The sequence below is a fragment of the Paremcibacter congregatus genome (assembly GCF_006385135.1).
Lineage (GTDB): Bacteria > Pseudomonadota > Alphaproteobacteria > Sphingomonadales > Emcibacteraceae > Paremcibacter > Paremcibacter congregatus.
The window spans coordinates 849,828-871,501 of record NZ_CP041025.1; the positions used below are offsets into that span (position 1 = coordinate 849,828).

Consider the following 21,674-nt stretch of genomic DNA (forward strand, 5'->3'; position numbering starts at 1 on the left):
CGGGAAGAATTGAAAGCTTTGCTGATTTTATTACCATAATATGGTATTAAACTTATAGGGCGTCGGACCTTTTCTTACCGGTGACAGGGGGCAGAAGGCGGGCGGCGTTTCGGTAACATCTGATTTATTCAATGATAAAAGAAGATGGAAAACAGAATGATGACACAAGAACAGAAATCCTATCTGGAAAAAGCGATGCAGGACCCCGGTGATTTGTTCGGGGCGCCGGAAGATGTTCTTCAGGATGATCGGCTCTCTGATGAGGACAAGGTAAAAGTTTTGCAGAACTGGGCTGATGAAATGAAGCACATTCTGGAATCACAGGCGGAAAATATGCATCCGGAGATCTGCAGCACCGCGGAGGAGGCGTTGTTGCAGAAAATCACTAAAACACTCTCGGGGCTGGGCCGCCAAGGTTCGTAAATTACGTTGTCGCGGTATCAGAGGGAACGGGGAAGAAGACGGAGGCGCGGGTGCCCTCGCCCAGGGCGCTGCTGATTGTGACGCGCCCTTTTTGCAATTCCGTTAATTCCTTTACGATGGCCAATCCTAGGCCTACCCCTTCATGTGTGCGGCTGTAACTCATATCCACCTGGAAAAACGGATTGAATACCTTGCTGATACTTTCTTTGCTCATGCCAATTCCGCTGTCCTGAACATAGAATTCAACTTCATCAGGACTGGTGCGGACGCCCAGAGTAATTTGGTCCCCCGTGTTGCTAAATTTTACGGCATTGGTCAAAAGATTGATCAGGATCTGGGTGGTGTGGCGTTCATCTAGAAAAACATCCCTCAGCTTAGGGTCAAGTTGACAGTGCACCGTAATTCCTTTTGCCTGGGCTCGGTCTGAAATAAACTTCAGGGGCTTTTCGACAAGTCGTTCTGGCTCAATCCAGTCTGCCCGCACATCTATGGTGCCGACTTCAATTCTGGAAAGGTCGAGGATGTCATTAATGATGGCCAGAAGATGTTGCCCGCTTTGCTGTATGTAGTCGGCATACTCTTTATACTGCTTGTCCAATGCGCCATAAATCTCGCTTTGCATGCTGCCGCTAAAGCCGATAATGGCGTTTAAAGGGGTCCGCAGCTCATGGCTCATCGTGGCGAGAAACTGAGATTTAGCCTTGTTTGCCGCTTCGGCTTTTTCCTGGGCTCCTGCCAGAGCCCGCTCTCGATACCAGCTTTCTGTGATATCCTGAACGGTGCCGGTCATATGCATGGGATGGCCATTTTCATCCCGCAGAACCTCGCCCCGCTCGCGGATAACTTTTTCAATGCCTTCAGGGGTCAGGATTCGATGTACAATGTCATATGTCTTTTGATGGTGGATGGCGGCGTCGACGGCCTGTTCGACCTTTTTCAGGTCATCAGGGTGAATGGCGGCAATAAAAGCAGGGTAGGTGACCGTGAAGCTTCCGGGCATACGCCCGAAAATGCGAAAGACTTCATCCGACCATTCCAGACCATTATTTTCAATATTCCACTCCCAATTTCCCAGATGGGCGATTTTTTGCGCACGGGCCAGGCTGTTTTCACTTTTCCGCAGCGCTTCGTTGATTTCCGCCAACTGGGTCACATCCATGGCTTCGATCACGATCCGCTTGGGGGCGGTGTTTTCAACGGTGATGGTTTTTAAGGTGACTTCCAGAGAATAAGACTTTCCTTCCGCAGAGATAATTTTTGCCGATATCCGGCTAAAATTATCCTGTTCCAGCTGGGCAATTTGTTGTTGCAGCAGGGCGCGGTCGAATTTGTTGTCCCAAAATTTGCAGGAACAGATTTTCTGACCAATAAAAGAAGTTTTGTATCCGGCGAGTAAATTACAGGCTGTTTTGTTCATTTCCTGAATTTCGCCATGCTCATCGGTGAGAAAAATTAATCGGTTGGAACTGTTGAACAGAGTTTCAAATTTGGCTTTTTGTACCGCAAGCCGTCTTTCCCGTTTAATTCTTCCGGAAATATCCCGACAGATCGCTGTATAGCGCACCTGATTGGTTTCCGGGTGGTGTTGAATGGCGATATCCAGTGGGACGGCATGGCCGTCTTTGGCGCGGCCATAAAGGATGTCGCGTTCGCCCATAAGGCGGGCTGACTTGGCTGATTTTCCAAAGTTCTCTACCCGTTTGTGGTGACTTGAGGCGATTTCCTTTGGCAGTAAAACATTCAGTTTCCGCCCCAGAATTTCGGCGGAGGAATATCCGAATATGGTTTCAGCGCCTTTGTTGAAAAGCACAATATTTTGCTCTTTATCCAGGGCAATAATACCATCTACAGTATGCGCTATGATTTCGCTGAGAGGGTTGGGATTCTCTTTTAAATCATTAAACTCGTTCCAGTATTCTTTCATATCAAGGTACTCTTACTCTACCTGTAGGTGGTGATAATTTATTTTTTTGATTATATTACACCCGTATCCCAGGCTCAGATTCCCACGCCTGACCTGAAAATAGCCTATAATAACAACAGGAACGATGTCAAAGAAAAATATGCAACTTATGGTCAGGATTATTTTACAGGTGCGGGTTTTATCATCGCAGATGCAGGACTTTATGATTTTGCATTGTCGGGAGGGGGGATGAAAGAAAAGTGGCTGTAGTTATAGGATGTTGCCCCAATCTCCGGGGAGGTCTGAATGGAGAATGCAAGGGAACCGCTCAACGAAAAAGGTGCGTTGATATTTAAGATGCTAATCTTTTTGAAAAAATGGTGCGCTCGGGAAGATTCGAACTCCCGACCCCTAGATTCGTAGTCTAGTGCTCTATCCAGCTGAGCTACGAGCGCACATGGTCATATTGACCGGAACAAAACATCATCTGTCCCGTGGCGCGGAAACTACTGGCATCCAGAAGCGATTGCAAGCGCTTTTATGACAAAGTGTAATTTTTTTCTGAAATTCATCAAAACCCGGCCTTGTTCTGGCCGTGGGGATGGCTTAGACTTCCCCGGAATTCGGGCCATTCGCGCCCCTCGATAGAGAAAGAAGATATAAAAGATGTTAAACCTGAAGGGGTTGGGGAAATTTATGTGTTTGGCGCCAGTGATCGTGATCAGCGGCTGTTCCAACACGGGCCAAGACGCTGGTGCGCGCCTCGCCGCCGATGACTTGTGGGACTGGATGGCCGCCGAACGGACAAAGCCCCTGCCGCAGGAGCCGGAGACCGGGGAACCCGGGCGGGGCGATTCTGCTCTGCCGCCGCCGGCGGACCTCGGGACGGGGACGCGCACTCCATTAACCGCCGAGGCTCGGGCCCGACATATGCAGACCCTGATGACGGTGCCGGAACGATATGGTGTGATTGACAAGGCTATCGCACGGGCCATGACATTGTTGCGCAGCATCCCGGCGACCGATCCGGAAACCCGTCAGCAACATCAGGGCGCCGTGGAACTTCAGATGTCCCGGCTGACCAGCCTGCAGAAAAATATCGAGACGGCGCTGCAGGCGTTGAAAGAAGATCCTGATGCCTTGTCGTTGCCGCCCGCCGCTGAAAGCCACCAGTTGCTTTCGACTCTGGCGGCGCGTCAGGCCACCGTCCGCCGGGAGCTTGATGACCTGACCGCCGGCTTGTAACGGTCTTTTTTGTTTTTCCAAAAGTGGGATATTGTTTATGAAATCGTGTTTTCTGCCTTTTCTGCGTTGCTTGTCGTTAGTGGTTGGTTTGTGTGTGGTGGCGGGGGGATATGCCCTGGTATCGGCAGATTCAGGTCAGGCGGAAAACCACCAAAAGGCCAGCCGGCACATGGTTACGGCGGCGAATCCCCATGCGGCGCAGGCGGGGCTGGAAATCTTGCGGGCCGGGGGCAGCGCTGTGGATGCCGCGATTGCCGTGGAAGCGGTGCTGGGGCTGGTAGAGCCTCAATCTTCCGGCCTTGGGGGGGGAGCATTTCTGATGCATTATGATCCAACCGCCCCGAAAGGCGAACGCATTGACGCATACGACGGGCGGGAAATGGCCCCGGCGGCGGCGACGGCTGACATGTTTCAGGATGTGCTGAACGACAACAGTAAAGGGTTTTATGATGCGGTGCTTGGCGGGCGTTCCGTGGGCACGCCGAGCGTGGTGGCGATGTTGTATCTTGCTCATCAGAAACGGGGGAAACTGCCGTGGGGCGACCTGTTTGCGCCGGCGCTCCGTCTTGCCGAGGGGGGCTTCAAGGTGTCGCCGCGGCTGCATTATCTGATCGACCGGGATCCGTTGCTGCGTAAAATGAAGGCCAGTCGGGCCTATTTCTATAATGCGGACGGAAAGGCCTGGCCCGTGGGGCACCTGCTGAAGAACCCGGCTTACGCCAAAAGCCTGAAAATAATCGCCAGGGCGGGGGCGGCGGGATTTTACCACGGCCCCTTGGCCCAGGAAATAGTTGCGGCAGTCCAAGGCTCAGAGGTAAACCCGGGCAAACTGACGTTGGAAGATATGGCGGCCTATAAACCGAAACTGCGGCGGCCGATCTGTGGACCTTACCGGGTGTGGACCATTTGCGGCATGCCGCCGCCATCGTCCGGCGGGGGCACGGTGGCCAGCATATTGGGCATCCTGCAATCTTTCGATCTGAAGGCCATGGGCGCCAATTCTCTCGCGGCGGTGCATGTCATACTGGAAGCCGAGCGTCTCGCCTATGCCGACCGCGATATGTATATGGCCGACAGCGATTATGTCAATGTCCCGATGGCGCTGTTTACCGATCCGTTTTATCTTTCTGACCGGGCGCGGCAGATTGATCTTCAACGTTCCATGGGGCATGCCGAGGCCGGCACCCCGCCCGGGGCGAGCCGCATCGCGTTTGCGGCGGGGATGACGCCGGAACTGCCATCGACAACCCACTTTTCCATTGTTGATCAATGGGGACAGATGGTCAGCATGACGGCGACGGTCGAGAGTGCTTTCGGCAGCCGGGTGATGGCGGGCGGTTTTATGCTCAATAATGAAATGACAGATTTTTCGCTCCGTTGGGAACGGGACGGTTTGCCAGTGGCCAACCGGATTGCGCCGGGAAAACGTCCGCGCAGTTCCATGTCGCCTACCTTTGTTTTAGACGAGGACCGCAACGTGGTGATGGCGATCGGGTCGCCGGGCGGCGGCAGCATCATCGCCTATGTCGCGCAGACGATTATCAATGTTCTTGATTGGGATATGGACCTGCAACAGGCCATTGATCAGCCGCATTTCCTCACCCGCGGCGGGGTGGTGTCTCTGGAACGGGACACAGGTCTGAGTGCATTGGAAGAGCCGTTGCGGGACAAGGGGCATCAGGTGCGCAGCCGCACGGTGAACAGTGGCCTGCATGGCATCATTGTGCATCGTGGTGCGGACGGAACCTGGTATGAGGGCGCCGCCGACAAGCGGCGGGAAGGTGTTGTTGTCGCCGACTGAAGGCGACGTTTAAGAAAAGGCATCAGGGCAGGGTAATGCGGAACCGGCTGCCCTTCTCGTCGGTCTGGAGCAGTTCCAGCGTTCCGCCGTGGGCTTCTATGATTTCCCGTGAAATGGCGAGACCAAGACCGGAACCGCCGTTACTGCTGCCGTGAAAAGGTTGAAATAAAGTGGCTTTTATCCGGTCAGGGATGCCGGGGCCATTGTCGGAAAAATCAATCACATGCTGCCCGTTTTCTTCTTGAACGGTGATGGTGATCTCGCCGCGGTGATGCATGGCCTGCAAGGCGTTCCGGGTCAGGTTCATGAATACCCGATACATCTGGTCGGCGTCGGCATTGAGGCTAAATCCCCGGGGGATGTTATTGGTGAATTTCAGGTCAGGCTGATCGTCAATGCCATAGGACAGAGCGATTTCATCAACCAGTTCCTTCAGGTCCACCGGCGCCAGAATGGGTTTGATGATGCCGGCCTTGCCATATTTCAGGGTGGTTTCACATAATTCCACCGCCCGGTCGAGGGCCGATACGAAACGCGGCGTGAGTTTTTGTACAGTAGGGTTGTCGATGGTGGTCAGGTGATCGGACACCATCTGCGCGCTGGACAAGATGTTGCGCAGGTCATGATTGATCTTGCTGACGCTTTCCCCCAGTTGGGCCAGATGTTTCTTTTGGGTCAGGGCCCGGCGAATCTCGGTTTGCATGGCACCGACTTCATTCATTACGATGCCGATTTCGTCGCTACGGCCATCGGAGGTAAGGTCATCGGTGGCTTTTTCCGGCGCGGCGCGGAAGGACATGACGCTGTTGGTCAGACGACGCACCGGGCGAATCAGCAGGCAGGACAGGCTGTAATATACCAATCCTGCGGTGATGAGAGAAATGATGATCGACAGGATCATGACATTATAGGAAAAGGCGTACATGTCTTCACACAACAGGTCTTCATGAAAGATGATCTGGAGATAGGAATTGTCCTGGGCAGGCTGGGTGAAGTCAGTCGAACCGGTGACCTGGATCATGCTGTTATGGGGGTGAACGTGAAACATGGTTTTCATGGCATCAATTACCAAGGTCCAGTAAGACGCATCCCGCAGGTCATAGCGGGCCTTGATCTCCAGAGGTTGGTCTGTGTTAAGAACAAGCTGACTTTTATCTTTTTGTTTCAACACGATGGCGTCAACCCCGGCATGTGTCAGAAGTTTTTTGGTCATCATTTCATTGATCATGTTGTCCGGCGCGGCCTCAATCGCGAGAATCGCAATATTGGCCGCTGACAGGCGTTCTTCCAGCCAGGATTTGCGGTAATTGGCAATGGAAGGCACATAAATCAAGATTTCAGCAAGCAAGACAAAGGAAAATGTCAGCAGCAAGAGGCGCACAGACAAATTTGATTTTATCGACAGTTTTTTTAACTTCTCAACCATAAATGCTGAGGGTCCCCTTTTGCGGTAGAGAGATGTAAAGTGGTTTACTGACTTCACTTTATCGCCTTTTGTGTTAAAAGGGGAATTAATTTTTTGACGTTTTGATCAATAAACGCAGCGGGGGGCGGTCAGCTGTCAAACCAGCGGAAAACAGCCATCGTTAAAAAACTCATGCCTGGGTGGGTTTGTCGATTGACTTACCATGGGAATGGTTATATACACCCGTTTTGAAATTGAGCGTCAAGTTATGATGATTTGGCGGGTATCGCGTTTATGCAATGCATAAATTATAAACAGCGGCAAATGGAGTAGTTCAGTGAAACGTACATTTCAGCCAAGTGTTCTGGTTCGCAAACGTCGGCACGGTTTCCGGTCACGGTCTGCCACAGTAGGTGGTCGTCGGGTTCTGTCAGCACGTCGTGCAAAAGGACGGAAACGTCTTTCTGCATAAACCCCGTAACCAGGGTTAAACACTTTATACAAACCGGCCCTGTATCTCAGAGGCCGGTTTTGTTTTTTTGGGAGACAGGAATGTCCCAGGCGGCTTTAAGCCTTTCAGTCTTGAAAAAACGACCCGATTTCTTACGGGTGGCGGCCACCCAGGTCAAATGGGTGTCGGGCAGCTTGATTGTGCAGATGGCGCCCAGACCAGACCAGGCGGCGGCACATACCACAGATATCAGGGTGGGCTATACCGCCAGTAAGAAAGTCGGCAATGCTGTGGCTCGGGTACGGGCCAAGCGGCGCTTGCGGGAAGTGGCGCGCGCGGTGCTGCCGGAGCAGGGTCGGGCGGGCACGGATTATGTCCTGATTGCGCGGACTGCGACGGTGGATGTGCCCTATGATCAGCTGATTCGCGACCTGCGGTGGTGTGTTCGACGACTGCATGAACCCCGTGATCCTGATAAAGTGCGCAATTCCACAGGTCGCAAGTCTCTGAAAAGACGCGAAAAACCTGATCTTAAGGCAGAGAAGGGGGACGCATAGGTGAAACTGGTCATCTGGCTCTTGAAAGGCATGATCACAGTCTATAGATATACAGTCTCGCCGTTGCTGGGTAAAAACTGTCGATATCTGCCGACCTGTTCGGACTATGCCTATCAGGCGATCGACCGGTTTGGGCCTTTCAAGGGGACCTGGCTGGCGTTGCGGCGCATTGGCCGCTGTCATCCCTGGGGAGGCGAAGGATATGATCCTGTACCGGATCGGGTGGATAATTCTGGAGATATTTCCGGAAAAAGAAAATGTTGTAACGGCAAAGCCGATCATTCGGTGGGCCAAAAAAAGTAACTAGAGAAGAAGTCGATGGAAGACAACCGTAATTTTATGATCGCTATTGGTCTGACCTTGGTGATTTTGCTGGGCTATACCTATTTCTATGACGCCCCGCGTCAGGAGGCCCTGGAACAAGCACGGCTTGAGCAGCAAAAAGTGGAAGCCGCTCAAAAAGGTGACGAACTTCCTGACTTGAACTCTGGTGATGCGGCCCCGGGTAATCTGGCCAATCCTTCGGCAGACGGCGATATGCAAATCTCCGCCACGCGTGAAGAACTGATCAGCAACCGTGATAAGGTCCTGATCAAAAGCCCGCGCCTCCACGGCTCTATCGCCCTGAAAGGCGGCCGACTGGATGACCTGACGCTGGCTGATTATAAAGTTTCCCTGGAAGAAGGTGCCGAGGATGTTGCGCTTTTGAGCCCGGAAGGCAGTAAGAAAGCCTATTTCGTTGATTTGAACTGGGGCGTTGAGGGCAGCAAGGCGCCAACAGCGGATACCGTATGGGCGGCGGATCAGGATACGCTGGAAGCCGGCGGTGCGGTAACCTTGTCGTGGGATAATGGCGAAGGCCTTTTGTTTACCCGGACCATCACCCTTGATGAAAATTACATGTTTGGGGTAAGCCAAAAAGTTACCAACAGTTCTGATAGCGCGGTTAAGGTGGCGCAATACGGTCGTGTTGTCCGTAAAGGCCGTCCGGAAGGACAGGCGCTTTATATCCTTCATGAAGGACCAATGTGGTCTTTGGATGAAGGGATTGAGGAATATTCTTACGGTGACCTGGAAGACATGGGACCGAAAGATAAAATTACGGCCAGCGGCACCGATGGCGGCTGGGTGGGCATCACCGATAAATACTGGTTGGTGGCCCTGATTCCGGATGCGAAAAAGGATTTTAATGTTGAGGTTTATCGTCGGGGCAATGAGACGTCGGAAAACTTCTATGCCAATTATTTCCATAACTGGACGGTTTTGCCCGCCGGTGAAAGCTATGTCGAGACGTCACGGCTGTTTGCCGGGGCGAAAGAAGTTTCATTGCTGGATTATTATACCGACATCGAAAATGTCAAAATGCTCAATTACGCGATTGACTGGGGCATGTTCTACTTCCTGACCAAACCGATTTTCTATCTTCTGGAGATCCTCTATGGTTTGGCGGGCAACTTCGGGGTTGCGATCCTGTTGCTGACGGCGCTGGTGAAACTGGCGCTGTTCCCGATTGCTAACAAAGGCTACAAGTCCATGAACAAGATGAAAGTCTTGCAGCCCAAGATGCAGGCCCTGAAAGAGAAATACGGCGATGACAAGGCCAAGATGCAGCAGGCCACGATGGAGCTTTACAAAAAGGAAAAGGTCAATCCGGTTTCCGGCTGTCTGCCCATGTTCCTGCAATTCCCGGTTTTCTTTGCGCTCTATAAAGTGCTTTATGTGACGATTGATATGCGTCATGCGCCCTTCTTTGGCTGGATCAAGGATCTGTCCGCGCCGGATACCATGCTGGTCACCAACCTGTTTGGTCTGATCCCTTGGGAACCTACGGGCTTTCTGGCGCTGGGGATCTTGCCGGTGGTCATGGGCTTTACCATGTGGTTGCAGATGCAGATGACGCCATCCTCCGGTGATCCGATGCAGCGCAAGATTATGCTGTTTATGCCGATTGTCTTCACCTTCATGTTGTCACAATTCTCTGTTGGTTTGGTGATTTACTGGACGTGTAGTAACATCCTCGGCATCCTGCAGCAGTGGGTATTGATGCGCCGGGCTGATCCGGTGCCGACCGCCGACAAGAAGGCGTAAGGATCGTGTCATTGGAAGAACCAAATCTGGAACAGCAGGCCGAGCTTGAGGCGCAACGCCTTGAGCGCGGGCGTCTGTTGTTCGCCAAGCGGGCCGAATTTATGCTCGGTGTTGTGGCGTTGAAGCATTTGCCGCCGGCCGACCGGGTCGAGGTATCCTTCGCCGGCCGCTCCAATGTAGGAAAATCCAGCCTGCTGAACGCTCTGGTCGGGCAGAACGGCCTTGCGCGGACCTCCAATACCCCCGGTCGGACCCAGGAAGTCAACTTCTTCGAGATTGGCGCAAAGGACGAAGACGGACTTTATCTGTCGGACCTTCCGGGGTATGGCTATGCCAAAGTGTCGCGCTCTCTGGTCAAGGAATGGACAAAATTGCTGAAGAGCTACCTGCGGGGACGTCCCAATCTGCGGCGCGCCTTTGTGCTGGTGGACAGCCGTCACGGCATCAAGGATAGTGACCGCGAAATCATGACCATGATGGATGAATGTGCGGTATCCTATCAGATCGTCCTGACCAAGATGGACAAGATCAAAAAAGCAGAACAGGAAAAGGTGGTCGCCAAAACCCAGGCGGATGTCCGTAAGAATGTCGCCGCTCACCCGGAAGTTCTGTTGACCAGTTCCACCAAGGGAGATGGTATCGCCGAATTGCGGGCCACCATTGCCGATATGGTATATGGAGGATAACGCCGTGAAGGGAAACTATTGGGACCCATGCCTACAGGGAGAGTTATCATGACGGACGCTGTTCTCTCAGCAAAAGAAAAGAAAAAGGCGAGCTGGATAAAAAAAGCCAGCATTCTGTCTGAGGCGCTGCCGTATATGCGCCGTTACAGCGGCAAGACCATTGTCATCAAATATGGCGGACATGCCATGGGGGATGAGGATCTGGCCCTAAGTTTCGCCCATGATGTGGTGCTGATGAAACAGGTCGGCATGAATCCGATCGTGGTCCATGGTGGCGGCCCGCAGATTGGCCGTATGCTGGACCGTCTGAAGATCGAGAGTTCCTTCATTGACGGCTTGAGAGTTACCGACAAGGCGACTGTTGAAGTCGTGGAAATGGTCCTGTCCGGCAGCATCAATAAATCCATTGTCGGGGCGATTAACCGGGTGGGAGGGCACGCCATCGGCCTGAGCGGCAAGGATAACAACCTTGTGGTGGCGGAACCATTGCGCCGGACCAAGAAAGACCCGGATTCCCAGATCGAACAGATTCTCGATCTGGGTTTTGTCGGCTACCCGAAAGAGGTCAACGGCGATTTCCTGAAGATGTTCCAGAATACCAACATTATTCCGGTGATCGCGCCGATCGGCCTTGGCGAGACGGGGGAAACCTATAACATAAATGCCGATACCATGGCGGGCGCAATCGCTGGCTCCTTGGTGGCGGAACGTCTACTTCTGTTGACTGACGTCGCAGGGGTGCTGGATAAGGACAAGATACTGCTGCCGGACCTGACGGAAGAAAAAACCCATGCATTGATTGCCGATGGCACCATTCTTGGCGGGATGATCCCGAAAGTGGATACTTGCCTGCATGCGGTGGAAAAGGGCGTCAAGGGGTCGGTCATCATTGATGGCCGGGTCGAACACGCCTTGTTGCTGGAACTGTTCACCGAACATGGGGTCGGGACATTGATCCATAAGTAGAGACATCTCAGTCGAAAAAACAAGGGCGTGTTCTGGTGATGGAATGCGCCCTTTTTTATCGGTTCAGGTGCCGCCGTCGTAAAGCGCCAGATCATACTCCATTTCCGCCCGTGACAAGGGGTATTGCACCCCTTCCTTGGCATTGATCACCTGGCTGCTCGGGATGCAGGCGATTTCCAGCTGAAGTTTGATTGCGGTGCGCATGTTGAGTTCGGCGCGCCAGGCCAGGGCAACCACTCGGCGGGCTTTTTTGCTGGTGAGGATTTTGCGAATAGAGGTCAGAGGCATTTCCGCCAGCTGCGCCAGACAATGGAACAAAAGCTCCCGTTGGCGGTTCTTGATGGTGTTTTCGATAAAGGCGTCGTCGAGGAGTCCCTTGGCATGGAATTGCGCCGCCTGACTGGCGAGGGATTCGGCGTCATCTTCATCGCCTGTGGTTTCCTGAATGCGTTCGCGCACCTGTTTGAGGAGTTCCGTGGCAATGCTCTCGTCAAGATCATGGGCGCTGATCATGCGGTTGACCAGGGAAGAGGCGACAAAGCCGGCAATGCGTTTGATGGCGCGCAGCGACAAATTCGGGCGTTCGGCCAGAGGGCGGTGTAATTCCTCCATCTCATTGGCCTGGCTAATGATTTTGTCGAGCGTACTTTCCCTGATTTGGGCGTTTTTATTGGCGAGAAGGGCGGCGACCGCGGGAATGTCGAGTGAGGCCGTCACTGCTTCAGAGACTTCCTCGTTGACCTGGTCTCTCTGGGCAATGGCTTTGATCGCACCACTGACGGTGGTGGCCGCGATGATTTCCTTCAGGTCTTCTGTGCTGAGCAGCGGCGAATATTCGAGAACCGGAGCGCAGACCTCCAGATGATCATCGTCGGCCAGTTTCCGAATGATCTGCTTTGGAACGCAATCAAAGGTTTTCAGTTCTTCCGAGACTATTTTCCGGACTTGCGGCAATTGATCGTTGGCCAGGGTTTCGAGTATTTCAAGGGCGCTTTCCCGGACTTTACTGACCTCGTCGTCAGTCAGGTCCGGCAGCATGCGGGCGATTTTGCGCGCCAGTTCCTGCCGCACCTCGGTATCTTCATCCTTCACCAGAAGATCGTTGGCCTGGTGGGGAGTGTTTTGATTGATGGCGATTTCCCGCCGGACTTCCGGGGATTCATCCGTCGCCAGATAATAGAGGATCTCAGGCTTGGTTTCGGCATGAGACGCCAGTATGGTCTTATCGCGCCGATTTTGTTTTTTCAGGGCAGTTTTGGCTTCCTCATAGGAATATGTCTTGTCCCCGCCAGTGATTTTCTGGAGTATATTCTTAAGCATCCTGATCCCCCTTGTCGTTGTTTGGACCCATAATATCCGGTTCAAAAAGTACAGAGGTGTTCTTCCCTGTTCCTTTGGCGCGATACAGTGCCTGGTCCGCCTGATCCATCAATTGATCCAGCGTCGCTGGATTTTCCGGCAGGCTCATCGCCAGACCAATGGACAGGGACAGCTGTGGCCCATCCAGGCAGGCATTTTGATTGAGTTTCGTTGCGATCCTGACGAGGTTTTCGGCTTTGATGATGGCTTCTTCCTTGTCGATTTCGTCTAGCCAGATGGCGAATTCATCTCCGCCAAAACGGGCGGTATAGTCACCTACCCGGAGGTTGTCTTGCAACAATCTGGAGAGATCCTGAAGAATTTTGTCGCCGAAAACATGACCCTTCGTGTCATTGACAAGTTTGAAATTGTCCAGGTCGATGTATACCATGGCGCTGGATTTGAGGCTTCTTTTCTGATTTTTAAGCCGCTTGTTTACATGGTCCCGAAAAGCCCGGCGATTGAGAAGGCCTGTCAGTTCGTCAGTATAGGCGCGCCGTTCCAGTTCCGCATAGGTCAGGACCTGTTCGATGGCGATGCCCAGATGAGAAGTGATGCCACGGAACAGATGAATGTCATCTTCATGCCAGAGGGTTTCGCCGCTCCGAACCAGGAATATGGCGCCATTGTCTTGGGTATGGTGGTTGGTTACCCCCATCAGGATCTGATGGTCACCAAAGACGAGTGTTTGAATACGTTCTTGCGGTATGGCTTCGTTCTGCCAGACCTCCAGAGCTTTCTGGCAGAGGTTGGCAATCACATCTTCCGTCAGGGATATGCCCCGCTGGTGCTGAATCTCTGCCGTGAAGCCTTTTTGAGAGCAGGGCACCTTTTGAAGAATGCAGCAAAAATCGGTCTTGATGCCTTCCATGGTCGCCTTGACGGCGCCCTCGAACATTTTTGTAGGCGTTTGCATGTTTCGGATTGTTGCGATAATGCTGCTGAGGACATGTTCTTGTTTATTGGCGCGGCGCAGGGAAGCTTCCCTCTCCCGGATATGGGTGATGTCACGACAAACACCGCGGGCGCCTTTCCATTTGGCTTTGGCATCCAGTACAGGAACTGCAGAAACCAGCAAACAGGCCATGGATCCATCTGCGCGATTGAGCCAGAGCTCCATTTCTGTGATCTTGTCGAGTGTATCAAACGGGTTGCGGTCACCAGCGCCGATAATCATTTCCTGGGAATTCTTGCCGTTTAACTCGTAAGCGGTATACCCGAGTATGCCTTTGGGGGAGACATAGATGAAATTGCCGCGGGTGTCCGTTTCCCAGGCGAAATCGGTTGAACAACTGACCAGATCCTTGAACATCTGCCGCGAATCGACCAGTGCAGTGGTCAGGTTATGTTCAATGGTGGTTTCCCGGCCAAAGAGAAAAACCAGAGGGATGTCTTCCTTGTTCTCCCGCTGGATCGGCAGGGCAGTAAGGTCGTAATGACGCAGACCATTGTTGTCCTTGATGGTTGTTTTCTGGGCATCAGGGCAATTGTTTGTCAGGCAGCGGGATACCATGCTTTTGAGGAATGTGTCCCGATTATGCAGGGGTGGCAGCAAGTGCAGCGCATAAACATTATGATGGATAATATTAAGCTGGCCATCAACCAGAAGAGCTGGCCCAGGGAAAAGGTCAATTGTAATCGCAGGATCAAACTTCCCAAGGGGAAGGGGTGTTTTTGAATCTTTTTTATCATCCGGTTTGGTATTTAGCAAAACACGTGCGATATTTGTTTCCATAGGGGTGATACTCAATTTAAACATTTTCCGATATCGCTATGGTAGCGGAGGAGGCTTAACAAGAAGTTTACCTGGTGTATTATTTCTTTTGAATCGATGACGATGAGTATGAAGGCAGTAAAATTATGAATTTGGACAATAAACAGGTCAAACACTGGGTTTTTGATTTGGACAATACCCTCTATCCTTCGGATAATAACCTGTTTGCGCAAATCAGTGACCGTATGGGGTATTTTATTGCAGACCGTTACGATCTGCCTTTGGAGCAGGCCAAGGCGCGGCAAAAGAAATTTTTCCACGCCTATGGGACGACATTGAGGGGATTGATGGTTGAACATGACGTGCAACCTGACGAATTCCTGGAATATGTTCATGATATTGATTTTTCATTTCTTGCGCCGGACCCGGCTCTGAAGACGGTGCTTGGAAAACTGCACGGGCGGATGATTATTTATACCAATGGGTCGGTTCCTTATGCGGAACGGGTTCTGGAGCACATCGGTCTGAGCAATATGTTTGATGACATTTTCGCCATTGAAAATGCCGATTATCTGCCCAAGCCCGCAGCCGCCAGTTATCAAAAAATGATTGAGACCACGGGTGTTGCTCCGCAGGATGCCGTGATGGTCGAGGATATGGCGCAGAATCTGATACCGGCGAGCCGTATGGGCATGAAAACCGTCTGGTTGCCAACGGCGGAAGAGTGGTCTGCGCGCGGTCATGAGGCGGATCATATTGATTATACCGTGAACGACCTGACCGCGTGGTTGGAGCAGCTGACCGGGCAGGCTTAAAAACTGCGCCGTGTCGGCCTTAGAGTTATTGACAGTTTGCGGCTAATCACTATTGTGCTGCTGAGTAAGCCACATATTATACTTTAGGGAATTTTTTATGACCGACATGTCATTACAAGCCACCATTGACAGCGCCTGGGAAAACCGGGACACCATCTCCGCCGCAACCACCGGCGAAGTCCGTGACGCCGTCACGCACGCTCTTAATCTGCTTGATTGCGGCAAGGCCCGCGTCGCCTCAAAGGAGACTGGCGAATGGGTGGTGCATCAATGGCTGAAGAAGGCGGTACTGCTGTCTTTCCGTCTTAATGATATGGCGATCATCAAAGGTGGCCCGGGAGAGAATACCAACTGGTACGACAAGGTGCCGTCCAAATTCGAAGGCTGGGGCCAGACAGAGTTCGATCAAGCCGGCTTCCGCGCCGTGCCCAACGCCATTGTGCGCCGTTCGGCCTATATTGCGCCGGGTACGGTTTTGATGCCGTCCTTCGTCAATCTGGGCGCCTATGTGGACACCGGGACCATGGTTGATACCTGGACAACGGTTGGCTCCTGCGCCCAGATCGGCAAGGACGTCCATCTGTCGGGTGGTGTCGGCATCGGCGGTGTTCTGGAGCCGCTGCAGGCCGGTCCGGTGATCATCGAAGACAACTGCTTTATCGGCGCCCGCTCCGAAGTGGCGGAAGGCGTGATTATCGAGCAAGGCGCGGTGCTCAGCATGGGCGTTTATATCGGGGCCTCGACCAAGATCATTGACCGGGAGACCGGCGAAATCTTCATGGGCCGCGTACCGGCCTATTCCGTGGTCGTGCCGGGCAACCTGCCAGGCAAGCCGCTGCCGGACGGGACGCCGGGACCAGGGCTTTATGCCGCCGTGATCGTCAAGCGTGTTGATGAGCGCACCCGTTCGAAAACCTCCATCAATGATCTGCTGAGAGCCTGATGAAAATTGACCCGGTAAAATTCACCCAGGATTTGATCCGCTGCCCGAGCATTACGCCGCTGGATGCGGGGGCTCTGGATGTATTGCAGTCGGCGCTGGAAGGTCTGGGCTTTGTCTGTACCCGTTTGCCGTTCTCGGAAGAGGGCGCAGATGATGTGGATAATCTCTATGCGCGCTTTGGTGGCGATACCGCCCCCAATTTCTGCTTTGCCGGTCACACCGATGTGGTGCCGGTCGGCAGCAAGGATGGCTGGCAGTCGGACCCTTTCGCCGGCGAGATCAAAGATGGTATTCTTTATGGTCGTGGCGCGTCGGATATGAAAGGCGCCATCGCCGCTTTTGTTGCAGCGGTGTCGGATTTCCTTGAAGGTCACCGCGAGATCAAAGGCTCGATCAGTTTCCTGATCACTGGCGATGAAGAAGGCCCGGCGGTCAATGGCACCATCAAGATGCTCAAATGGCTGGAAGAAAACGGCGAGAAGCTCGACTATTGTCTGGTGGGAGAGCCGACCAATCCCGGCAAGATCGGCGATATGGCCAAGATCGGCCGCCGCGGCAGCCTCAACACCACGTTGACGGTGGTTGGCACCCAGGGCCATGTGGCTTATCCCCATCTGGCGGATAACCCAATTCCGCGTCTGGTAAAGATGCTGGATATTCTGCAATCGCATACACTGGATGAGGGCACAGAACATTTTCAGCCTTCCAATCTGGAAGTGGTGACGATTGATGTGGGCAATACGGCGAGCAATGTCATTCCGGCAGAGGCGGTGGCGAAATTCAATATCCGCTTTAATAATCTGCAAACCGATCAGGGACTGCAGGACTGGATCCGCGCCGTGTGTGACAGCGTGGGCGGGACGTACCGGCTTGAGATGAAGGCCTCCGGTGATGCTTTCCTTACCCCGCCCGGCCCCTTAAGCACCCTGATCAGTGATGCGGTGCGCAAGGTCACCGGCGAGACGGTGGAACTCAGCACCACGGGCGGGACCTCTGATGCCCGCTTTATCAAGAACCACTGCCCGGTTTCCGAATTCGGGCTGGTCAATAAGACCATGCATAAAGTAGACGAATGTGTCAGTCTCCATGATCTGGAACTGCTGACGAAAATATACCGGGAAATTCTCGGTGATTTTTTTAAGGAATAATCTATGTCCGACGAGGGACCACAGACGCCGCCAGAAAAACAAAATCTGATCAGTTATATCGGCCAGTCACTGGCCGGGGCCTGGCAGTTGGTCAGGTTGAACCCGCGGGCGATGGATTATTTCGACACGTCTGCGGAAGGCTTCTGGAAATCTTTCTGGGCGATCCCGGTTGTGGCGCCAATTTTCTTTCTCAGCCTGCAGATAAACTTTGAGCCTGCGGTAGAGCAGGGCCATCAGGTGTCGCTGATGGCGCATTTTCTGAACTATCTCCTGCAGTTGCCTCTGGTGGCGATTGTGATGATTTTTTTCACGCGGTTTTTGCGAATTGAAGCCAATTACGCGGCGATGATTGTCGCCTATAACTGGCTTTGGGCGCTCTTGAATTACATCATTTTGCCGTTGTCGCTGTTGTTGACGAAGGACATCGTTTCTGTGCAGGTTGGCGGGATGATTATCGCCGCGGCGGCAATTTATCTGGAACTGTTTGTTGCCTGGTTTATGTTCAAGCAGGCGTTGAAGATCAGCACCTGGCTTGCCATTGGCGTCACGGCGTTCGAAAGCCTGTTTAGTCTGACCGTAATGCAGTTGCTGATCCGGTTTGTATGAGGGGTTACCTCTTCACCACGACCGCTATTCTTCGATCTCAAAATCTTCCGGGTAATCCACGCTGACAAAATACAGACCGTCCGGCGGGGCGTTGTGGGCCAGCGCCGTACGGTTGCAGGCTTCCAATGACTGCTGCAATTGCCGCTTTGTCCATTTGCCGCGTCCGACATAATAAAGTGAGCCGACCATGGAGCGCACTTGATGATGCAGGAAGGAGCGGGCCGAGGTGTCGATATAGATATTCTCGCCTTCACGCCAGACATCCAGCTGGTCCAGGGTCTTTATCGGCGACTGTGACTGGCATTCGACACTGCGGAAGGTGGTGAAGTCATGATGTCCGACCAGCAGTTGCGCGGCCTCATGCATCAGGTCCGCATCCAGGGGGAACTTTACATGCCAGGCGCGGTCTGTTTGAAAGGTTAGCGGCGCACGGCGGTTGATGATATGATAGCGATAGTGGCGTTTGGTGGCGGAAAAACGCGCCTGAAATTCTTCTGACACCCGGGTCGAGGCCAGTACGGAAACAGGCTGCCATTTCAGATGGTAATTGAGCGCATCCATCACTTTATAGGCCGGATATTCCTGCGGCAGATCCACATGGCAGACCATGCCGAGGGCGTGTACTCCGGCGTCGGTGCGCCCGGCGGCATGGAACGTGACGTCATGATGGCAGAATTTCTTGGCGGCCTCGGCGAGGATGCCCTGAACAGAACGGCCGACATTCTGTTTCTGCCAGCCGACAAGGCCGGTGCCAAAAAATTCCAGGGTAAGTTTATAGCGGTAGACAGGGGCGTCTGAAATATTCATGACATGAGGGTCCCCAGGGGCAGTTGCAGACCGCGCTGCAATTCTTCGGCGGTCATCGGTCCTTTGCCGGCGCGTTGGGCGCGGTGGATTTTCAGGGCCATCCCATTGCCGCAGGCGATGGTTAGCGGCAGGGCGATCAGTTCGCCGGGCTGTCCTTTGCCGGGCACGACCTCGGCCTCCAGTATCTTCAGCCGAACCTCGCCCGTCAGACTGTAAGCGCCGGGGAAGGGGCTTAGTCCGTGAATATGGTTGCGCAAATCCTCCGCCGGGCGCCGCCAGTCAAGGGCCGCTTCCTGTTTATCGATCTTATGGGCGTAACATATACCGTCTTCCGGCTGCGGACGCGGGATCATAGTGCCGGCGACATAGCCTTCCAGCGCAGGAATAATGGTCTCCGCCCCGAGGGTTTTCAGCTTGTCATGCAGGCTGCCGGTGGTGTCGTTTTTTGTGATGGCGAGTTTACGTTCCAGCACCACGGGCCCCGTGTCGAGACCTTCTTCCATCACCATGATATCGACGCCGGTCTCTTTGTCCCCGGCCATGATCGCCCGGTGGATTGGCGCCGCCCCGCGCCAGCGCGGCAACAGGGAGGCATGAATATTCAGACACCCATACTTCGGGGCGTCCAGGATCGCCTTGGGCAGCAACAGGCCGTAAGCCACCACCACGGCGGCATCCAGATCAAGGGCAGCGAAACGCTGCTGCTCTTCTTCCGGTTTCAGGCTTTTGGGGTAATGGACCGGCAGGCCCAACGCTTCGGCGCGGGCCTGAACGGGGGAGGGGCGTTCTTTTTTGCCGCGTCCGGACCGGCTGGGCGGCTGACAATAGACCGCGACCACCTGATGGCCGCTGTCGACCAGGGCCTGCAGAATATCGACGGAGAAATCCGGGGTGCCCATAAAGGCCAGCCGTAAAGGTGATGTCAAAAGGCGGTCCTTTTTTACTTAACGCGGTCGGTTACCCGGCCTTTTCCAGTTTCTTGACCTTGCGCACGATTATATTACGTTTCACGCTGGAAAGATAATCGATAAAGGTAATGCCGTTCAGATGATCCATTTCATGCTGGATACAGGTGGCGAGCAGGCCGGTGGCGTGCATATTCTGTTCTGCCCCGTCATAGTCAAGATAGGTGACTTTACATTCCGCCGGGCGTTCGATATCGGCATATTGCTCCGGGATGCTGAGGCAGCCTTCATTATAGACGGCCATGTCTTCCGAGGTCCAGGTGATCTCGGGATTGACGTAATATCTGGGGGCCGGGTCTTCGTCTTCACCGGCGAGATCCATGACCAGCACGCGGATCGGTTCCCCCACCTGAATAGCGGCAAGGCCAATACCGGGGGCGGCATACATGGTTTCCAGCATATCGTCCATCAGCGCCCGCAAGGCGTCATCAACCCTCTCCACTGGTTTGGAGATGAGTTTCAGCCGGGGGTCCGGCACGGTTACTATTGGTCGTATGGCCATATTATCCTGATCAATCCTTTGTGCTTTTGTTTTGTAGGTAATATGATACGGTGGCCCCGTCAAGGTTTTGCCGGGGAAAAATTACGGACAGTGGCATAAAATAAGGCAAAAGAGGGTATCTTTCATGGATCAGACCACATTGTGGCTCATTGGCGGCGTTATTATCGCTTTTGTGGGCGTAAGCCTGTTCATCTTCGCGATAGTGCGGCGCCTGGGGCGGCATAATCAGGATATGTCGGCGCGGATCGAAGAAAACAAAACCGGGCAAATGGCCCAGATGCAGCAGCTGGTCCAGCTCACAGCGTCATTGGAAGGCCGCCTGCGCCAGATGTCGGAACAGGCGGGCAAGGACCGGGAAGAGATGAACCGGACGCTTGCTGAACGGCTTGACAAGGTCAGTCAGCGCATGGGCGACAGTCTGGAAAAAAACACCAAGGACACCACGGCTTCCCTCGGCGATCTGAAAAGCCGTCTGGCGGTGATCGATGTGGCCCAGAAGAATATCACCGAACTCAGTGGCCAGATGATGGGGCTGCAGGATATCCTGTCCAATAAACAGGCCCGTGGCGCCTTTGGCGAAATTCAGCTTAATGATCTGGTCTCCCAGATTTTGCCGCCGAGCGCGTATGGGTTTCAGGCCCCGATGGGCAATGGTCGTCGCGCCGACTGCCTGATCAAGCTGCCCAATCCGCCGGGATCCATCGTGGTTGACGCCAAATTTCCGCTGGAAAGCTATCATGCGCTGCGCAATGCCGAGGATGACGGGCAGTTCAAACTCGCCGCTGCCCGTTTCCGCGCCGATATCCTGAAACACGTGAAGGATATTTCCGATAAATATATCATTCCTGGTGAGACAGCGGAATCGGCGCTGATGTTCCTGCCCAGCGAAGCGGTCTATGCGGAACTGCACGCGAGCTTCCCCGATGTGGTCGAGAAATCCTACCGCGCCAAGGTGTGGATCGTCAGTCCGACGACCCTGATGGCGACCCTGAACACGGTGCGGGCGGTCCTCAAAGACGCCCGCATGCGCGAACAGGCCGGGGTGATTCAGAAAGAGGTGGGCGTGCTGATGGAGGATGTTGGCCGTCTTGATGACCGGGTTGGAAAGCTGCGCGTTCATTTCCATCAGGCGGAAAAAGACATCGGCTTGATTGAAACCTCGGCCCGCAAGGTGATGAGCCGCGGCGAGAAGATCGAGGGTCTGCAGCTGGAAGAAGCCGAAAGCCCCGCCGAGGCGTTGGAGCCGGTTCAGGGGAAGTTGAGTGTGGAATAGACTGCTGGCATGAAAGC

At 53.7% G+C, this 21,674-nt stretch carries 21 protein-coding genes and 1 tRNA gene; 14 read left to right on the forward strand and 8 right to left on the reverse strand.

The genetic code is table 11. The features are described 5' to 3' along the window. Positions 1–156 precede the first annotated feature (156 nt). Positions 157–423: a hypothetical protein gene (locus FIV45_RS03605; RefSeq protein ID WP_099470998.1), complete on the forward strand. Its 267-nt coding sequence runs from the start codon at positions 157–159 to the stop codon at positions 421–423. A 1-nt stretch (position 424) separates the two neighbouring features. On the opposite strand, the gene FIV45_RS03610 is transcribed toward FIV45_RS03605, so the two are convergent. Together FIV45_RS03610 and FIV45_RS03620 are read right to left on the reverse strand one after the other, a co-directional pair. Next, complete coding sequence (locus FIV45_RS03610) at positions 425–2,347, reverse strand: sensor histidine kinase (protein ID WP_099470999.1); 1,923 nt, start codon at positions 2,345–2,347, stop codon at positions 425–427. A gap of 357 nt (positions 2,348–2,704) precedes the next feature. Next, positions 2,705–2,781, reverse strand: a tRNA-Arg gene (locus FIV45_RS03620). 211 nt (positions 2,782–2,992) lie between these two features. On the opposite strand from FIV45_RS03620, the gene FIV45_RS03625 reads away from it, so the two are divergent. Beyond that, positions 2,993–3,571 (forward strand): hypothetical protein, encoded by a 579-nt coding sequence (locus tag FIV45_RS03625; protein WP_099471001.1) that lies wholly within the window; start codon positions 2,993–2,995, stop codon positions 3,569–3,571. Positions 3,572–3,608: 37 nt separating this feature from the next. Further along, positions 3,609–5,372: a gamma-glutamyltransferase gene (gene ggt, locus FIV45_RS03630; RefSeq protein WP_099471002.1), complete on the forward strand. Its 1,764-nt coding sequence runs from the start codon at positions 3,609–3,611 to the stop codon at positions 5,370–5,372. Positions 5,373–5,394: 22 nt separating this feature from the next. On the opposite strand, the gene FIV45_RS03635 is transcribed toward ggt, so the two are convergent. Beyond that, the gene (locus FIV45_RS03635) at positions 5,395–6,798 is read right to left on the reverse strand and encodes a sensor histidine kinase (RefSeq protein ID WP_099471003.1); all 1,404 of its coding nucleotides are present in this window, start codon (positions 6,796–6,798) and stop codon (positions 5,395–5,397) included. Positions 6,799–7,114: 316 nt separating this feature from the next. Here FIV45_RS03635 and rpmH point away from each other — a divergent pair, with 316 nt between their 5' ends. From rpmH to argB, 6 genes are all read left to right on the forward strand, one after another. Continuing rightward, positions 7,115–7,249, forward strand: a complete 135-nt coding sequence (rpmH, locus tag FIV45_RS03640) for a 50S ribosomal protein L34 (RefSeq protein ID WP_099471004.1) — start codon at positions 7,115–7,117, stop codon at positions 7,247–7,249. A gap of 80 nt (positions 7,250–7,329) precedes the next feature. After that, a complete protein-coding gene (gene rnpA / locus FIV45_RS03645; RefSeq protein WP_099471005.1) occupies positions 7,330–7,785 on the forward strand; it encodes a ribonuclease P protein component in 456 nt (151 codons plus the stop codon). After that, on the forward strand, positions 7,786–8,088 hold the full coding sequence (gene yidD / locus FIV45_RS03650) for a membrane protein insertion efficiency factor YidD (protein WP_268939760.1): 303 nt from the start codon (positions 7,786–7,788) through the stop codon (positions 8,086–8,088). Between the two features lie 15 nt (positions 8,089–8,103). Continuing rightward, positions 8,104–9,873 carry a membrane protein insertase YidC gene (gene yidC / locus FIV45_RS03655; protein WP_099471006.1) on the forward strand — a complete coding sequence of 590 codons (1,770 nt, stop codon included), beginning with the start codon at positions 8,104–8,106 and terminating at the stop codon, positions 9,871–9,873. Positions 9,874–9,884: 11 nt separating this feature from the next. After that, the gene (yihA, locus tag FIV45_RS03660; RefSeq protein WP_204601980.1) at positions 9,885–10,559 is read left to right on the forward strand and encodes a ribosome biogenesis GTP-binding protein YihA/YsxC; all 675 of its coding nucleotides are present in this window, start codon (positions 9,885–9,887) and stop codon (positions 10,557–10,559) included. Between the two features lie 48 nt (positions 10,560–10,607). Beyond that, positions 10,608–11,525 (forward strand): acetylglutamate kinase, encoded by a 918-nt coding sequence (argB, locus tag FIV45_RS03665; RefSeq protein ID WP_099471007.1) that lies wholly within the window; start codon positions 10,608–10,610, stop codon positions 11,523–11,525. Positions 11,526–11,588: 63 nt separating this feature from the next. Here the strand turns inward: argB and FIV45_RS03670 are convergent, their stop codons facing one another. Then, entirely contained in the window at positions 11,589–12,845 is a 1,257-nt protein-coding gene (locus FIV45_RS03670) for a DUF2336 domain-containing protein (RefSeq protein ID WP_099471008.1), read from the reverse strand. Then, positions 12,838–14,619 (reverse strand): sensor domain-containing diguanylate cyclase, encoded by a 1,782-nt coding sequence (locus FIV45_RS03675; RefSeq protein ID WP_165776873.1) that lies wholly within the window; start codon positions 14,617–14,619, stop codon positions 12,838–12,840. Before FIV45_RS03675 ends, FIV45_RS03670 begins: the two co-directional genes overlap by 8 nt. Positions 14,620–14,744: 125 nt before the next feature. Here FIV45_RS03675 and FIV45_RS03680 point away from each other — a divergent pair, with 125 nt between their 5' ends. The 4 genes from FIV45_RS03680 to FIV45_RS03695 all read left to right on the forward strand — a co-directional run bounded on the left by FIV45_RS03680 (position 14,745) and on the right by FIV45_RS03695 (position 18,110). Then, positions 14,745–15,413: a pyrimidine 5'-nucleotidase gene (locus FIV45_RS03680; protein WP_099471010.1), complete on the forward strand. Its 669-nt coding sequence runs from the start codon at positions 14,745–14,747 to the stop codon at positions 15,411–15,413. Between the two features lie 97 nt (positions 15,414–15,510). Continuing rightward, positions 15,511–16,356 carry a 2,3,4,5-tetrahydropyridine-2,6-dicarboxylate N-succinyltransferase gene (gene dapD / locus FIV45_RS03685; protein WP_099471011.1) on the forward strand — a complete coding sequence of 282 codons (846 nt, stop codon included), beginning with the start codon at positions 15,511–15,513 and terminating at the stop codon, positions 16,354–16,356. Next, positions 16,356–17,504 carry a succinyl-diaminopimelate desuccinylase gene (gene dapE / locus FIV45_RS03690; RefSeq protein WP_099471012.1) on the forward strand — a complete coding sequence of 383 codons (1,149 nt, stop codon included), beginning with the start codon at positions 16,356–16,358 and terminating at the stop codon, positions 17,502–17,504. The genes dapD and dapE overlap by 1 nt, the downstream gene beginning before the upstream one ends. Positions 17,505–17,507: 3 nt before the next feature. Then, positions 17,508–18,110 carry a hypothetical protein gene (locus tag FIV45_RS03695; protein ID WP_099471013.1) on the forward strand — a complete coding sequence of 201 codons (603 nt, stop codon included), beginning with the start codon at positions 17,508–17,510 and terminating at the stop codon, positions 18,108–18,110. Between the two features lie 24 nt (positions 18,111–18,134). Here the strand turns inward: FIV45_RS03695 and truA are convergent, their stop codons facing one another. From truA to def, 3 genes are read right to left on the reverse strand one after another with little or no spacing between them, the layout of a single operon-like run. Further along, positions 18,135–18,917, reverse strand: coding sequence for a tRNA pseudouridine(38-40) synthase TruA (gene truA, locus FIV45_RS03700; protein ID WP_099471014.1), 783 nt, complete (start codon positions 18,915–18,917; stop codon positions 18,135–18,137). After that, positions 18,914–19,816 (reverse strand): methionyl-tRNA formyltransferase, encoded by a 903-nt coding sequence (fmt, locus tag FIV45_RS03705; protein ID WP_099471015.1) that lies wholly within the window; start codon positions 19,814–19,816, stop codon positions 18,914–18,916. Before fmt ends, truA begins: the two co-directional genes overlap by 4 nt. Positions 19,817–19,874: 58 nt before the next feature. Continuing rightward, positions 19,875–20,384, reverse strand: a complete 510-nt coding sequence (gene def, locus FIV45_RS03710) for a peptide deformylase (RefSeq protein ID WP_099471016.1) — start codon at positions 20,382–20,384, stop codon at positions 19,875–19,877. A 124-nt stretch (positions 20,385–20,508) separates the two neighbouring features. On the opposite strand from def, the gene FIV45_RS03715 reads away from it, so the two are divergent. Beyond that, positions 20,509–21,657: a DNA recombination protein RmuC gene (locus FIV45_RS03715; RefSeq protein WP_099471017.1), complete on the forward strand. Its 1,149-nt coding sequence runs from the start codon at positions 20,509–20,511 to the stop codon at positions 21,655–21,657. Positions 21,658–21,674: the final 17 nt, after the last annotated feature.

Excerpts from the sequence above, each read along its gene's own strand:
- FIV45_RS03605 (WP_099470998.1), top strand. The coding sequence starts at position 157 with ATGATGACACAAGAACAGAAATCCTATCTGGAAAAAGCGATGCAGGAC.
- FIV45_RS03610 (WP_099470999.1), bottom strand. The coding sequence starts at position 2,347 with ATGAAAGAATACTGGAACGAGTTTAATGATTTAAAAGAGAATCCCAAC.
- FIV45_RS03625 (WP_099471001.1), top strand. The coding sequence starts at position 2,993 with ATGTTAAACCTGAAGGGGTTGGGGAAATTTATGTGTTTGGCGCCAGTG.
- ggt (WP_099471002.1), top strand. The coding sequence starts at position 3,609 with ATGAAATCGTGTTTTCTGCCTTTTCTGCGTTGCTTGTCGTTAGTGGTT.
- FIV45_RS03635 (WP_099471003.1), bottom strand. The coding sequence starts at position 6,798 with ATGGTTGAGAAGTTAAAAAAACTGTCGATAAAATCAAATTTGTCTGTG.
- rnpA (WP_099471005.1), top strand. The coding sequence starts at position 7,330 with ATGTCCCAGGCGGCTTTAAGCCTTTCAGTCTTGAAAAAACGACCCGAT.
- yidC (WP_099471006.1), top strand. The coding sequence starts at position 8,104 with ATGGAAGACAACCGTAATTTTATGATCGCTATTGGTCTGACCTTGGTG.
- argB (WP_099471007.1), top strand. The coding sequence starts at position 10,608 with ATGACGGACGCTGTTCTCTCAGCAAAAGAAAAGAAAAAGGCGAGCTGG.
- FIV45_RS03670 (WP_099471008.1), bottom strand. The coding sequence starts at position 12,845 with ATGCTTAAGAATATACTCCAGAAAATCACTGGCGGGGACAAGACATAT.
- FIV45_RS03675 (WP_165776873.1), bottom strand. The coding sequence starts at position 14,619 with ATGGAAACAAATATCGCACGTGTTTTGCTAAATACCAAACCGGATGAT.
- FIV45_RS03680 (WP_099471010.1), top strand. The coding sequence starts at position 14,745 with ATGAATTTGGACAATAAACAGGTCAAACACTGGGTTTTTGATTTGGAC.
- dapD (WP_099471011.1), top strand. The coding sequence starts at position 15,511 with ATGACCGACATGTCATTACAAGCCACCATTGACAGCGCCTGGGAAAAC.
- dapE (WP_099471012.1), top strand. The coding sequence starts at position 16,356 with ATGAAAATTGACCCGGTAAAATTCACCCAGGATTTGATCCGCTGCCCG.
- FIV45_RS03695 (WP_099471013.1), top strand. The coding sequence starts at position 17,508 with ATGTCCGACGAGGGACCACAGACGCCGCCAGAAAAACAAAATCTGATC.
- truA (WP_099471014.1), bottom strand. The coding sequence starts at position 18,917 with ATGAATATTTCAGACGCCCCTGTCTACCGCTATAAACTTACCCTGGAA.
- fmt (WP_099471015.1), bottom strand. The coding sequence starts at position 19,816 with ATGGGCACCCCGGATTTCTCCGTCGATATTCTGCAGGCCCTGGTCGAC.
- def (WP_099471016.1), bottom strand. The coding sequence starts at position 20,384 with ATGGCCATACGACCAATAGTAACCGTGCCGGACCCCCGGCTGAAACTC.
- FIV45_RS03715 (WP_099471017.1), top strand. The coding sequence starts at position 20,509 with ATGGATCAGACCACATTGTGGCTCATTGGCGGCGTTATTATCGCTTTT.